The sequence below is a fragment of the Ruegeria sp. AL3 genome, assembly GCF_056536065.1.
Genome location: NZ_JBQFJG010000001.1, coordinates 2,818,139 through 2,832,648 on the forward strand (window position 1 = coordinate 2,818,139; position 14,510 = coordinate 2,832,648).

Consider the following 14,510-nt stretch of genomic DNA (forward strand, 5'->3'; position numbering starts at 1 on the left):
GCTGACCGGACAAGAGAAAGAGCACAGAATGCAGGCACCAGATGATTTCGATCCGCCCGTCGGCCAGCCAGAGGAACTGCATCCGGGTTTGCGGCGTATTCTGGCCCCGAATCCCTCTCCGATGACCTATCGTGGCACCAACACGTATCTGCTGGGTGAACGCGGCATTGCCGTCATCGATCCAGGCCCCGCAAGCGAGGCACATCTGGGCGCAATTCTGGATTCCTTGGCGCCGGGTCAAAGGATCAGCCATATCATTGTCACACATACGCATGTGGACCATTCACCCCTGGCGGCTCCGCTGGCGGCGCGCACAGGGGCGACGATTTATGCTTATGGCGGGCCCGAGGCGGGGCGCAGCGCCGTCATGACCGATCTTGCCGCGCAGGGGCTGACCGGCGGCGGCGAAGGCATCGACACCACGTTTCGCCCTGATGTCGAAGTGGCGGATAGTGAGACCATCAATGGCGACGGGTGGCAGCTTGAGGTCATTCACACACCGGGCCATCTGGGCAATCACATTGCTCTGGCCTGGCAGCACATCTGTTTCACGGCGGATCATGTCATGGGGTGGGCCAGCTCGTTGGTGTCCCCTCCGGATGGTGATCTGACCGACTTCATGGCTGCCTGCCATCGGCTGCGCGCGCGCGACTGGTCGGTTTTCCATGCAGGCCATGGCGCACCGATTACCAGCCCTGCCCAACGTTTGGACTGGCTGATTGCACATCGCCAGACCCGCGAGGCGCAGATTCTGAGCGCATTGGAAAAAGAAGACGGGACAGCGCGGGATCTGGCTGGGCGCATCTATACGGATACGCCAGCGGCATTGCTGCCCGCAGCCGAGCGCAACGTTTTCGCTCATCTCGTTGATCTGACTGGAAAAAACAGAGTGACGCCCATTGGCCCACTGTCAGTTTCATCTGTTTTTCGGCGGCTTCGCTAAAACAGCAAAATTTTTTGATGGTTCTCGTACTTAACCACTGGACGTCCGGAATCGGGGTTGCTATATGCGCCTCAGTTCCGGCGTAGCTCAGCGGTAGAGCAGTTGACTGTTAATCAATTGGTCGTAGGTTCGATCCCTACCGCCGGAGCCAAAATCCCCCTTCGTTCAGACCTGCATTACCGTCAGAAAACACATCGATTTATGCCGGTTTTTTTCGTCGAAAAACACACGCACCCTCTGGACGTCTGGAAACCGGATTGCTATACGGCGCGAACCGTTCCGGCGTAGCTCAGCGGTAGAGCAGTTGACTGTTAATCAATTGGTCGTAGGTTCGATCCCTACCGCCGGAGCCAATTCCCCAAAACGCAGCAGACCTACCCTGTCAGGGCGTCGCCGAACTCGGCCCGAAGCTTGCGTTTCAATACCTTTCCGGTCGCGCTCAGCGGCAATGCGTCGACAAAGACAACCTTGTCCGGGATCTGCCACTTGGCGATTTTGCCTTCGAAAAAGGCAAGCAAATCCTCTTCGCCGGGATTTTCACCATCGGCTTTGACAGCAACCAGCAAGGGGCGTTCATCCCATTTCGGATGCGGAACACCGACCACGGCGGCCGTCGCAAGCTGGGGGTGGGCCACGGCGATGTTCTCAAGCTCGACCGAACTGATCCATTCCCCACCGGATTTGATGATGTCCTTGGATCTGTCGCGAATGGTCATGTAGCCATCCGGGTCCAAAGTGGCCACATCTCCGGTGGCGAACCAGCCATCCTGCAACAGATCCTGATCCTGCAACTGGAAGTAGCTGTCCAGAACCCAGTGACCCCGCACCATCAAATCGCCCTGGGTTTCGCCGTCATGCGGCAGATCATTCCCATCTTCGTCCACGATTTTCAACTCAACCCCAAAGGGTGGTCTTCCCTGGCTCAGGCGGATCTTGTGCTGGTCTTCCGGTGGCAGCTTCAGGTGTTTGGCCAATGGATAATTCGTCGTGCCCAGCGGGCTCATCTCGCTCATGCCCCAGGCGTGGACCGTGTCAACGCCATAGGTTTCGCGGAAGGTTTCGATCATCGACGGAGGGCACGCGGCGCCGCCGATAACCGTACGTTCAAGGCTTTTGAGTTCGGTTCCGCATGCTGCGGCATGGGCCAGCAAGCCCTGCCAGATGGTCGGCACACCCATGGCCAAAGTCACGCCATAGGTGTCGATTAGATTGACCAGTGCCTCGCCGTGCAAATCCGGCCCGGGCAACACAAGCCGCGATCCCGACATGGCGCAGGCGTAGGGCGATCCCCAGGCGTTGACGTGGAACATCGGCACAACCGGCATGACAACATCCATCGCTGAATACCCGATCACATCCCGTGTGTTCGATGCAAAGCTGTGCAGCAGTGTTGACCGATGAGAATACAACACGCCCTTTGGATTGCCCGTGGTTCCCGACGTATAGCACAGACCGCAGGCCGTCTTTTCATCCAGGTCGGGCCATTGGAAACCTGCATCCCCGGTCTCCAGCAACTCGTCATAGAACTTCAGATCAGGAACCTGAGCCGCAGCCTCTTCATTGCGAGGCCCCATCAGAACAAAATGCTGAACCTCGGACAAAGCGTCATGCAGCGCGGCGACCAGCGGAATGAACGTCGCATCAAAGAACAGAACCCTGTCCTGAGCATGGTTGATGATAAAGGTCAGCTGCTCGGGGAACAGGCGGGGATTGACCGTGTGACAGACATAGCCCGCGCCCGACGTGGCAAAATAGATCTCAAGATGCCGCCGATTGTTCCAGGCCAGTGTCCCGATCCTGTCCTGCGGTTCCAGCCCCAGATTCGTCAAGGCCGACGCCATCCGCCGGGCATTCACCGCAATCTCGGACCAGTTGGTTTCAGTGACCGTTCCATCCGTTTCAACCGAAACAATCTCGGTCTGGCCGTGATAGCGGTCTGCGTGATCGATCAGCGACGAAACCAGCAAGGGCTGCGTCATCATCTGTCCTAGCATGGACATCCTCCCGTCCTTGGCGAGACCTTGGATGGCCTCTGCCTTGTCCATCTGGCATTGACGGCTTGGGGCGTGACCCGATGCGTCAATGCAGTCGTTTCCTACGGAGGAACCCTGCCAATCATTTAATTGTCTGACAATAAAAGAATGCAGCCCAACACGGCCGTGGGCGGCATTTTTTCACTCTTGGTTTCGGTGTTTCAGCGCGTAGGCGACCAATGCGGCGGTTGATCCGTCTTTACCGTCAGCACTGGCAACACCATCCACGACAGGTCCGAGCGAGTTGGCAAGTTCTTTGCCCAATTCCACACCCCACTGATCAAAGGAATTGATGCCCAGCAGAACACCTTCAACGAACACACGATGTTCGTACAGCGCGATAATCTGCCCCAGAACGAACGGTGTAAGCTTCGGATAGATCAGCGTCGTGGAAGGGCGGTTGCCCGGAAACACGCGGTGTCGCGCCTGCCGGTCAAGTTCGTCGCCATCAAGGCCTTTTTCCGCCATGCGTTCACGGGCTTCATCCAAAGACCGGCCACGCATCAAAGCCTCTGACTGGGCCAGACAGTTGGCCAAAAGCAGGCGGTGATGGTGGGTCAACTCGGGTTCGTGCCCTTCGGCGGCGACCATGAATTCGCAGGGAATGACATCCGTCCCCTGATGGATCAGCTGATAGAACGCATGCTGGCCGTTGGTGCCCGGCTCACCCCAGACCACCGGCCCGGAAGGGGCAGCCAGCGCAGATCCGTCCATCGCGACAGATTTGCCATTCGATTCCATCTCCAACTGCTGGAGATAGGCCGGCAGGCGCAGCAGCCGCTGATCATAGGGCAGCACAGCGCGGCTGGTGCAACCCAGAACCTGACGGTGCCAGATGCCGACCAGCGCCAGCATCACAGGCATGTTTTCCACCCAATCCGCCGAGCGGAAATGCAGATCCATCGCCTGCCCGCCTCGCAGAAACGCATCAAATGCATTTGAACCGACGGCAATCATGACCGGCAATCCGACCGGCCCCCAGACCGAATAACGCCCACCCACCCAATCAGCGAAACCAAATACATGCGCCTCGGGGATGCCGAAAGCCTGCGTCTTTTCCAGCGCGCTGGATACGGCGGCGAACTGGCGGGACGGATCACCTCCGCCCTCGGACATCCAGGCGCGGGCCGTGCGCGCATTGGTCATCGTTTCGATCGTGGTGAATGTCTTGGACGCGACAATCACAAGCGTCCGTGCAGGATCCAATGGGCGCAACGTGTCCGCGATGTGGGCCCCATCCACGTTCGAGACATAATGCAGGCGCGGCCCGTCATGATACGGAGCCAGCGCATGAGTGGCCATGACCGGGCCAAGATCCGACCCACCGATGCCGATATTGACCACATCGGTAAAGCTGCCCCCTGCCCCGACAATCGCACCACCGCGGACTTCTTCGGCAAAGACCCGCATTCGTTGCAGCGTGTCCAGAACCCCGGGCATGACGTCCTGACCATCCACTTCGACCGGGCCACCGTCCAGATTGCGCAACGCCGTGTGCAGCACCGCGCGCCCTTCGGTTTCGTTGATCTTCTTCCCGGTAAACATGGCGTCGCGCCGCGTCGCAAGCCCGGCATCTTCACACACTTGCAGCAGCGCTGCGCGCACGTCTTCATCGATCTGCGTTTTTGAATAATCGAACAGCAAATCCCCGGTCGAGGCTGAAAACGACCCGGCCCGGGTTGCATCCTTTGCAAACAGGTCGACGATACGGCGGTCAGCCGCTGCAAGCGCCTTCAAAGCATCCAACTGCATTGCCTCACTCCGCCCAATGAACCGTCATGCCGCTGAGGACCGCGGCGATCGGTGCCTCTTCCGGTGGCATCGACATGGCTTTGTCCAATACGTCTCGTTTTGCCTGCCCGTAGATGATCAGATGTTTCGACAAAGCCCCGTCCATCACAGGGGCCGTCAAAGAAATCCGGGGCTCTGGCTGCACATCGGTCCGGGCGACGATCAAGGTCGGCGCCTGGCTGTCGAGGGCCTTGTCCAGCCCGTCCATTCCGGGGAACAACGAAGCCGTGTGCATGTCTTCCCCCATCCCAAGGACAAGAACCGACAAAGGCAGCACCGGCGCGATCAGCGATTCAACTTCCGGCAAAGCCGATTCAGGCTCTGCGCCCGGAACATAAAGTGGGATATACTGTGCCACGGATGCCCGGTTGGTCAGCAGTCTTTCCCGGATCAGGCGTTCGTTCGAACGTTCGTGATCAGCCGGCACGCAGCGTTCGTCCGTAGGCAGAACCCGCACACGGTCCCACTCGAGATCGGCAGCACACAGGCTGTCAAAAACCGGCCCCGGTGTCGTCCCGCCGGGGACGGCCAATGCAACCGTGTCATTGTGCAACAAAGCGGTCTCAAGCTCACCCGCCAACGCGTTTGCCACATCGATGGCCAGCATTTCTCGGTCGGCATATTCTTGAATGTTCATGGCTTTATTCCCTGCCAGCGGCGACCATCCCGTTTCATCAGCAGCTCGGCGTCGCCCGGTCCTGTGCTGCCACTGTCATAAGGTTTGGGCACGTCCCCGCGCGCCAGCCATCCGGCGATGATCGGATCGGTCCAGGCCCATGCGGCCTCGACCTCGTCCCCGCGCATGAACAGCGTTTGGTTGCCCCGTATCACGTCCATGACGAGGCGCTCGTAAGCATCTGGCGGGTCTTGATTCTCGGGCCCCAGCGCTTCGGCGAAACTCATGTCCAATGGCACGTCGATCAGCCGCATCCCGCCTGGCCCCGGTTCCTTGATCGTCACTTTCAGCGTGATCCCCTCGTTGGGTTGCAACCGGATCGATAGCGCATTGGCGTGACGCCCGGCCTCTTCCCCGAAAATCGAATGCGGCGCGTCCTTGAACATCACATTGATAATCGACGAACGCGCCACCAGCCGTTTGCCCGTACGCAGATAAAACGGCGTGCCTGCCCATCGCCAATTGCTGACATGCGCCTTCAGCGCCACATAGCTTTCAGTGGTCGAGCGTGGGTTGCCGACACATTCGCGGTATCCCGCCCCGTCCGGCCCTGCCGAAAACTGGCCGCGCACGATGTGATGCGGCTCCACCGGATCAAGCGCCCGGATCACCTTGAGCTTTTCATCTCGCACCGCGTCCGGATCGAACTTTGCCGGGGGTTCCATCGCAATCAGGCACAGCAGCTGCATCAGGTGATTTTGCACCATGTCCCGCATCGCGCCGGCGCGTTCATAGTATTCTTCGCGCCCATCGATACCGACGGTTTCGGCAACGGTGATCTGGATATGGTCGACATACTGGCTGTTCCACAGCGGTTCGAACAGCATATTGCCAAACCGTACGGCCATCAGGTTCTGGACGGTTTCCTTGCCCAGGTAATGATCGATTCGGTAGATCTGGCTTTCATCAAAATGCGCAGCCAGTGTGGCATTCAGCTCTCGCGCGCTGCCCAGATCATGCCCGAACGGTTTTTCCACCACGATGCGCGTATCTTCGGTCGCCAGATCATAGGCCCGGACCCGCTCGGCCAAAGGGCCGAACAGGCTTGGGCCGACCGAGAAATAGAACGCGCGCACGCGGTTAGGCGACAGTTTTTCACCCAGCAGGTCCCATCCTTCGGCTGATACTGCATCCAGCGGGACATAATCGACCCGCTGTAGAAAACGGGACACTCTCTGGGACTCCGAAGCGCGGACCGCAGCATGCCGGTGCAGCGATTCTGCGACCATCTGCCGGAAATCTTCTGCGGAATGGCCCGCACGCGCTGCTGCGATAATCCTGGCATCCTCATGCCATTGCCCGGCGCAAAACCGACGGTAAAGCGCGGGCAGAATCTTGCGCTGCGCCAGATCGCCGGTGCCGCCGAAAATGATCAGATCAAAGGGATCAACAGGTATGACGCGTGAAACCATGAATTGTCCTTACCCCGCCCCTTCCGGCATGTCCAATGTTAGCGCAACCACACGACAATAAATCACTCTGTTCAAAACTCTGTCAGAACCGCTGCGTCACCCTTACCAAATCCGCGACAAAGGGCTAGATCGGATTGATGACCTTTAAGAACCGGATGCGGGAATGAAAGACAACGCCCCACAGCTCGCCAATATTGGCAAGTTTCAAAACAAATCGGTGACAGCTGACGGCCAGACCCGCGCAAAGGTTTCCCTGACACGGCCCGAGACCCTTTGGTTCAATACGGGCACTTTGTGCAATATCGAATGCGTGAATTGCTATATCGCCAGCAGCCCGACCAATGACGCTTTGGTTTACATCACCGCTGACGAGGTCCGGAACTACCTTGATCAGATCGAAGCTCGCAACTGGCCCGTGCACGAGATCGGGTTCACGGGCGGTGAGCCGTTCATGAACCCGGACATGATCGACATGACACGCGCCGCGCTGGAACGAGGGTACAAGGTTCTGATTCTGACCAACGCAATGGCGCCGATGATGCGCCGCAAAATGCGCGACGGGTTGCTGGGATTGCAAAAGGAATTCAACCACATGTTGACTCTGCGCGTTTCGGTCGATCACTTCCGCCCGGCCCTGCACGACGAAGAACGCGGTGACGGCAGTTTCGACAAAACCCTGGCCGGTATGGAATGGTTACGCGCCCACGGTTTCAACATGGCCATCGCCGGGCGTACGGTCTGGGGGGAGTCAGACGCGGAAAGCCGTGCGGGCTATGCCAGGTTCTTTGCCAGGCACGGATTTGACATTGACCCGCAGAACCCGGCTCAGACCGTTCTGTTTCCCGAAATGGACGAAACTGTCGAGGTTCCAGAAATCACCACCGCGTGCTGGGGAATTCTTGACAAATCCCCCAACGACGTCATGTGCGCCAGCGCCCGTATGGTGGTCAAGCGCAAAGGGGCCGAAAAACCTGCTGTCCTGGCCTGCACCCTGCTGCCCTATGAGCCCGAGTTCGAGATGGGCCATACCCTGGCCCAGGCCGAGGCGGACGTGCATCTGAACCACCCTCATTGCGCCAAATTCTGCGTTTTGGGCGGGGCCAGCTGTTCTGGCTGATCAGTTCAGCTCGGGCGATTTCCAGAACTTGGTGCCGGACGCGCCGGCCGATACGCGCCAGCCCTTTTTGTTGAGAACAAAGAACGAGCGTCCATCAGTGAAACGCAGGGTTTCGCCCGTTTTATCCTCGCCATACATGGCCCCCGTTTCTGCGGTCGCGTCATAGCCCTGGTTTATAAACTTATCCAGATCAGCGGGGGTTTCGAACAGGATCACGAATTTGGTCTCGAAACCACCGATGCCGATGGCGCCGCCAACGCCGCCCGTTCCCATGTTCATATATGTGTGTTGCCCGGTGTCTTTCGACACCGCCACGCCCCGGCCATAGCCCGCCGACACGGGGAATACCGTAACCTTACGGGAGTCGAACACCGCATACCCGGCACTGACGTCATAAAGTGGCCGCGCATCGGGGTTTTCCGCCAGAAGCTGATCCAAAATCTCGCCTGCCATCGCGTCAAGCTTTGCGCGCGTTTCTTCAGGTGTTGCCTCGTTGGACAGCAGCTCCGAAGTGGACGTGATCGTATCGTCAACCGCTTCGGCACCTTTGTCGATCGTCTTCCCGACGCTCTCGGCACCTTTCTTGATCTTGTCCAGAACACCCTCGGCAAAAACGGGGCTGCTCATGCAAAGCGCTGCAACAAAGAGAACGGCTCTGATCATTGTTTTTTCCTGTGACGCCATTAGATTGGCAGTCACCATACGCGACTTGCCTCAAATGAGAACAGGAATTCCGACGCACAGGCGGACCTGGCCGATCACTCAGTTCACGCGAAACTCACCAACCATGTTGCGCCACTCGCCCGGTGCGATCATCTTGCGGTGCGTGAATTTCACGGAATGCAGCGGCCCTTCTATTTCTCGTTGCCAAAACTCGATGAATTCGAAGAGTTTCGGATGATCCGGCGCAAGGTCATATTCCTGCCAGATGAAGGTATTCAGGACGTGGACGTAATCGGGCATGTGATAGAAAAATTCGGCCGTTGTCAGGCCGTAGCCCTTGAGCATCAATTCGGTTTCACTTGTCTTCATGCAGACCTCCGGTTTGTTGCACGGTATTCTCAGGCTAGCACGAAAACCCCCTAATACTTAGATAACAATATGTTACTTGGGTGTTACCGAGGATTCGAACCTTGGGGAGCGCTGCTTGCTTGCACCTTATGTGCCGGGTCTGATAAGGTGCATCCACAAGATATAGACCCAGCACAAAATACGGGCAGTTTACGTGAGCGATACGCCAGAAATCCCCGAAAACATGGATGAAACCCCGCCCGAGCGCCCTGTCTATGACGGCCCGACGGTCTCGATCGAATCCGAGATGCGCACGTCCTATCTGGACTATGCGATGTCGGTCATCGTCAGCCGCGCGATCCCCGATCTGCGCGACGGTTTGAAACCGGTGCATCGGCGCATCCTCTATGCGATGCACGAGACCGGAAATACCCATGACAAGGCCTATCGCAAATCGGCCCGTCCGGTGGGTGACGTGATGGGTAAGTATCACCCCCACGGCGACAGCGCGATCTATGATGCGCTGGTGCGGATGGCGCAGGATTTCTCGATGTCGCTGCCGCTGCTGGATGGTCAAGGCAACTTCGGCTCGATGGACGGCGACAATCCGGCGGCCATGCGTTACACCGAAGTGCGGATGGACAAGCCCGCCGCAGCCCTGCTGGCGGATATCGAGAAAGAGACGGTCGATTTCCAGGACAACTACGACGGCAAGGACAAGGAACCGACTGTCCTTCCCGCCCGTTTCCCCAACATGCTGGTCAACGGCGCCGGCGGTATCGCCGTGGGCATGGCCACCAACATCCCGCCGCACAACCTGGGCGAAGTGGTTAACGCGACGCTGGCCCTGATCGACGACCCGGACCTGACGTCCGAGCAACTGATCGAATACGTTCCCGGCCCCGATTTCCCGACCGGCGGCGTGATGCTGGGCCGATCCGGCGCGCGCAAGGCCTATCTGGAAGGCCGCGGCAGCGTAATCATCCGCGCCAAGACCCGCGTTGAAGAGCTGCGCAAGGATCGCTATGCCATCATCGTGGATGAGATCCCCTATCAGGTGAACAAGGCTTCGATGATCGAGAAGATCGCCGAAGCCGTGCGCGAAAAGCGCATCGAAGGCGTCAGCCATGTTCAGGACGAATCCGACCGCAACGGCGTACGGGTGGTGGTCGAGCTGAAACGCGACGCAACGCCCGAGGTGGTGCTGAACCAGCTGTACCGGTTCACGCCTATGCAAACCTCGTTCGGCTGCAACATGCTGGCGCTGAACGGCGGCCGCCCCGAGCAGCTGACCCTGCGCCGTTTCCTGACCAGCTTCATCGATTTCCGCGAAGATGTCGTTGCCCGCCGCACCGCCTTTGACCTGCGCAAGGCGCGGGAACGCAGCCATATCCTGTGCGGTCTGGCCGTGGCGGTATCGAACGTTGACGAGGTCGTGGCCACGATCCGGTCTTCGGCCGACGCGGCCGAGGCACGCGAAAAGCTGATGACCCGGCGCTGGCCGGCCGCCGACATCGCGGACTATCTGCGCCTGATCGACGATCCGCTGTCCAAGATGAACGACGACGGGACCTATAACCTGACCGAGGTTCAGGCCCGCGCCATCCTTGACCTGCGCCTGCAACGCCTGACGCAACTGGGCGTCAAAGAGGTCACGGACGAGCTGGAAGACCTGGCCGCAAAGATCAAGGAATACCTGGATATCCTGTCCTCGCGCGAACGCATAATGGGCATCATCGCTGATGAACTGCGCAGCGTCCGCGAACAATTCGCGGTACCGCGCCGCACCGAGATCGTCGACTGGTCGGGCGACATGGAAGACGAGGACCTGATCGAGCGCGAAGACATGGTCGTGACCGTGACTTCGGGCGGCTATATCAAGCGCACGCCGCTTGCCGATTTCCGCGCGCAAAAGCGGGGTGGCAAGGGGCTGTCGGGCATGCAGACCAAGGAAGAGGACGTGGTCACCACCCTCTTCGTGGCCAATACGCACACCCAGCTTCTGTTCTTCACCACCGACGGGATGGTCTACAAGCTCAAGACCTGGCGCCTGCCCCAGTCGGGGCGCACCGGCAAGGGTAAGGCGATCGTCAACATCCTGCCGATTCCCACCGGCGTTTCCATTGCGGCGATCATGCCGGTCGATGTGCCGGATGAAGAATGGGAAAACCTTCAGATCGTCTTCGCCACCAGCGCCGGAGACGTGCGTCGCAACGCGCTGAGCGACTTCACTAACGTCAAGCGCAACGGCAAGATCGCGATGGACCTGCCCGAGGGCGTGGAACTGGTCAACGCGCGCATCTGCTCGGACGATGACGATGTGATGCTGGTCACCAACTCCGGCCGGGCGATCCGTTTCTCCACAACAGACGTGCGGGTGTTCAAGGGGCGCAAATCGACCGGCGTGCGGGGCATCCGACTGAACGCGGGCGACCGCGTGGTCTCGATGTCGGTGATCCGTCATTTCGAGGCCACCCCCGACGAGCGCGCCGCCTATCTGAAAATGCGCCGCCTGATGGCCGGCGTGACCGACGACACCGACGCCGACGAGGATGGCGGCAATGCCGACAGCATCCTGCCGCAGGAACGCTATGCCGAGATGTCGGCGGCCGAGAACCTGATCCTGACCATCACGGCCAAGGGGTCCGGCAAGCTCAGCTCGTCGCATGACTATCCGGTGCGCGGCCGTGGTGGCATGGGCGTGATGGCGATGGACAAGGCGATGCGGGGCGGCCCGCTGGTGGCCTCGTTCCCGGTCGAAATCGACGATCAGATCATGCTGGCCACCTCCAAGGGACAGTCGATCCGGGTTCCGGTCGACGGCATCTCTTTCCGCTCGCGCAGCGCCGGCGGGGTCAAAGTGTTCAACACCGGCAAGGGCGAAGAGGTCGTCAGCGTCGCCCGGATCGCCGATCAGGGTGATGAGGAAACCGAAGAATAATCCTCACGCTTAATTACGGATATGAAACAAAACGCTCGCTCTGCGGGCGTTTTGTCATTCTGGATCACGATATCGATAGCTCTCGGGATGATCCGCTTGCCCGAAGCCATTCTGACGCCTAGCTTTTTCATATGTGGTCATTTGCACATATCCGACCAGCTTACAGCCGCACAGAACGTATCAGCGACGGGGTGGTCCATGTGCTCGGTGTCTCGAGTGCGTTGATTGCGGTTCCCTTGCTGATCACGATGACCATCAATTACCGGTATGATCAATCTGCGGTACTGGGTGCCTCGATTTACGGGGTGACGTTGATACTCATGCTGACGTTTTCTGCGTTGTACAACATGATCGAAAGCAAGGAATGGCGCGGGTTTCTGCAACGGCTCGATCATTCCGGCATCTACGTCAAGATCGCAGGGACCTATACGCCGTTTTTACTGTTGTCCGGTGCTCAGTCCCCCGGGCTGTTGCTCGGGTTGTGGTCCTCGGCAACGCTTGGGTCAGTTCTCAAGATGTTAGACCCAAACCGGTTCCGCTGGTTCGGGCTTGCGTTATACCTATTGATGGGTTGGGCGGTGGTCTGGGCCGGGCAATCCATGTTGGCAGACCTGTCCCCCACAATCGTCACGCTGATGATTGCCGGAGGGCTCGTGTACACGGCCGGGGTCGCCTTCTACCTGCTGGACTGGCTGCCGTTCCACAATACGATCTGGCACGTATTTGTGTTGGTCGGCAGCGTTTTGTTCTTTGCAGCCGTCGCGGCCCGAATCGAACTGGTTCAGGTCGTTTAGGATAACCTGTTCGTGTTTGTCAGGGAAAAAGTTTGCGCAAAACGAGAGTTGGCGTCGCCCAATAAAGGGTTCCGCGTGAAGCCGAAGACAAATTGCGCGGCATGTCCCGCGACCATCTCTCCGTCTTCACCAGTCCAGTTTTGTGTTGGAAGCCCCTATTCCAAGGCATTCACCGTCTCAAACCAGTCAAGCATCAGATCGCTCCAGCCACTTGGAACGCCATGCCCGGCCTCATAACCGATCACCGAAATGGTCAAGCCAAAGCCAATGTTGCAACGCAAATGGCGAGAAACCTTACCAATCGGCTACCGATTCATGCTGTCACAGCCCGTACAATCCGCTGAACTTCTGTTCCAGATAGTCCAGCAAAGGTTCGGGTCCCGGCTCTACTCCACTCGCCCGTCGGATAATCTCGCGCGGGGCATAAAGCCCGCCGTGCTGCTGGACGTGTTCGCGCAGCCAAGCAGTTGCGCCAGATGTGTCGCCGTCTGCCAGTTGGGCATCCAGCCCCGGCGCCGCTGCTCGCAGGGCCTGATACAGACATCCTGCATAGACATTGCCCAGCGAATAGGTCGGGAAATAACCGAACAGTCCAACCGACCAATGCACATCCTGCAAACAGCCGTTCGACGGTTTGTCGACCGCATAACCGAAGTCGGCCTTGAACCGGTCATTCCACGCCGCTTCCAGCTCGCTGACCTGCAAGCCCCCGGCCATCAGAGCGCGCTCAAGATCGAAGCGAAGCATGATGTGCAGATTGTATTGCACTTCATCGGCTTCGGTCCGGATATAACCGTTATGAACCCGGTTGACGGTAGCGTAGAAAGCATCTGCATCGGCAATTCCGAAATCGCCGAATGCGTCTTTCATCTGATCGAACAACCATCCCGTAAACGCACGCGAACGGCCAAGCTGGTTTTCATAGATCCGGCTTTGGCTTTCATGCACACCCATGGACACGCCGCGCCCCAGCGGCGTCAGCAGGTAGTCGCGGTCGATCCCCTGTTCGTAAGCCGCGTGGCCGACCTCGTGAATGGTGGAATAAAAGCAGTTGAACGGGTCCGTTTCGCTGGTTCGCGTGGTGATGCGCACATCCAGGCCCGAACCCGAGCTGAACGGGTGAACCGCCTTGTCGACACGGCCGTTGTTGAGGTCATAGCCGAAGGCGACCGCCAGTTTTTGCGTAAGCCGCATTTGGGTCAGCTCGTCAAAGCTTCCGGTCAGCGCGGCAGGTTCCGGGCGTTCCAGAACGGCCGCACGCAAGGCCACAAGACGTGGGCGCATTTCATCAAAAATGGCCGCGATCTGAGCGCCGGTCGTATAGGGTTCATAATCCTCGACCATGGCGTCATAGACGTCTCCGCCCTGTGCCAGCGCCTCGCCTTCCTGACGCTTCAGCGATACGACCTCTTCCAGCACGGGAACGAAGGCCGAGACATCTTCATCCGCGCGCGCCTGTGCCCATGTTCCCTGTGCGGCGGACGTGGTCCGGGCAATCGCCGTGGCCAGATCAGCGGGCACCTTGACCGCCCGATCATAGGCGCGCCGGATTTCCCGAAGCTGCGCCTTTCCGACTTCATCCTGTGGCGCGGCCTGATCCAGCCACTCTGCAACGCGCGGATCCGATCGGCGCGCGTGCAGGACGGCCTCGATCGCTGCCATTTCCTCGGCGCGTTGAGGCGCGGCCCCGCGCGGCATGACGGTTTCCTGATCCCAACCCAATCGTCCGGCAATCTGGCCCAATGCCGAGGTTTCACGCTGAAAAGCCATCAGTTCGTCGAAAGCGGTCATG

The 14,510-nt window shown here is 59.0% G+C and carries 11 protein-coding genes and 2 tRNA genes; 6 read left to right on the top strand and 7 right to left on the bottom strand.

Features of this window, described 5'->3' with window-relative positions; all coding sequences use genetic code 11:
- The first annotated feature begins 28 nt into the window (after window positions 1-28).
- From ACR3E6_RS14245 to ACR3E6_RS14255, 3 genes are all read left to right on the top strand, one after another.
- Window positions 29-943, top strand: a complete 915-nt coding sequence (locus tag ACR3E6_RS14245; protein WP_480487692.1) for an MBL fold metallo-hydrolase — start codon at window positions 29-31, stop codon at window positions 941-943.
- A 76-nt stretch (window positions 944-1,019) separates the two neighbouring features.
- Window positions 1,020-1,094, top strand: a tRNA-Asn gene (locus tag ACR3E6_RS14250).
- A 127-nt stretch (window positions 1,095-1,221) separates the two neighbouring features.
- Window positions 1,222-1,296 (top strand) — tRNA-Asn (locus tag ACR3E6_RS14255).
- Between the two features lie 21 nt (window positions 1,297-1,317).
- Here ACR3E6_RS14255 and ACR3E6_RS14260 read toward each other — a convergent pair.
- The 4 genes from ACR3E6_RS14260 to zwf all read right to left on the bottom strand — a co-directional run bounded on the left by ACR3E6_RS14260 (window position 1,318) and on the right by zwf (window position 6,855).
- Window positions 1,318-2,937: a long-chain-fatty-acid--CoA ligase gene (locus tag ACR3E6_RS14260; protein WP_171723641.1), complete on the bottom strand. Its 1,620-nt coding sequence runs from the start codon at window positions 2,935-2,937 to the stop codon at window positions 1,318-1,320.
- A gap of 180 nt (window positions 2,938-3,117) precedes the next feature.
- A complete protein-coding gene (gene pgi, locus ACR3E6_RS14265; protein WP_480487694.1) occupies window positions 3,118-4,728 on the bottom strand; it encodes a glucose-6-phosphate isomerase in 1,611 nt (536 codons plus the stop codon).
- A gap of 4 nt (window positions 4,729-4,732) precedes the next feature.
- Window positions 4,733-5,404: a 6-phosphogluconolactonase gene (gene pgl / locus ACR3E6_RS14270; RefSeq protein ID WP_480487696.1), complete on the bottom strand. Its 672-nt coding sequence runs from the start codon at window positions 5,402-5,404 to the stop codon at window positions 4,733-4,735.
- On the bottom strand, window positions 5,401-6,855 hold the full coding sequence (gene zwf, locus ACR3E6_RS14275) for a glucose-6-phosphate dehydrogenase (RefSeq protein WP_171632169.1): 1,455 nt from the start codon (window positions 6,853-6,855) through the stop codon (window positions 5,401-5,403). The genes pgl and zwf overlap by 4 nt, the downstream gene beginning before the upstream one ends.
- A gap of 163 nt (window positions 6,856-7,018) precedes the next feature.
- On the opposite strand from zwf, the gene ACR3E6_RS14280 reads away from it, so the two are divergent.
- Window positions 7,019-7,972 (top strand): radical SAM protein, encoded by a 954-nt coding sequence (locus ACR3E6_RS14280; RefSeq protein ID WP_480487698.1) that lies wholly within the window; start codon window positions 7,019-7,021, stop codon window positions 7,970-7,972.
- Here the strand turns inward: ACR3E6_RS14280 and ACR3E6_RS14285 are convergent, their stop codons facing one another.
- Complete coding sequence (locus ACR3E6_RS14285) at window positions 7,973-8,635, bottom strand: lipid-binding SYLF domain-containing protein (protein WP_171723187.1); 663 nt, start codon at window positions 8,633-8,635, stop codon at window positions 7,973-7,975.
- A gap of 99 nt (window positions 8,636-8,734) precedes the next feature.
- Window positions 8,735-9,004, bottom strand: a complete 270-nt coding sequence (locus ACR3E6_RS14290) for an usg protein (RefSeq protein ID WP_152458119.1) — start codon at window positions 9,002-9,004, stop codon at window positions 8,735-8,737.
- Between the two features lie 193 nt (window positions 9,005-9,197).
- Here ACR3E6_RS14290 and gyrA point away from each other — a divergent pair, with 193 nt between their 5' ends.
- Entirely contained in the window at window positions 9,198-11,924 is a 2,727-nt protein-coding gene (gyrA, locus tag ACR3E6_RS14295; protein WP_171632161.1) for a DNA gyrase subunit A, read from the top strand.
- A 131-nt stretch (window positions 11,925-12,055) separates the two neighbouring features.
- Window positions 12,056-12,718, top strand: a complete 663-nt coding sequence (gene trhA / locus ACR3E6_RS14300) for a PAQR family membrane homeostasis protein TrhA (RefSeq protein WP_171632157.1) — start codon at window positions 12,056-12,058, stop codon at window positions 12,716-12,718.
- Between the two features lie 321 nt (window positions 12,719-13,039).
- On the opposite strand, the gene ACR3E6_RS14305 is transcribed toward trhA, so the two are convergent.
- Window positions 13,040-14,509, bottom strand: a complete 1,470-nt coding sequence (locus tag ACR3E6_RS14305) for a carboxypeptidase M32 (RefSeq protein ID WP_480487701.1) — start codon at window positions 14,507-14,509, stop codon at window positions 13,040-13,042.
- Window position 14,510: the final 1 nt, after the last annotated feature.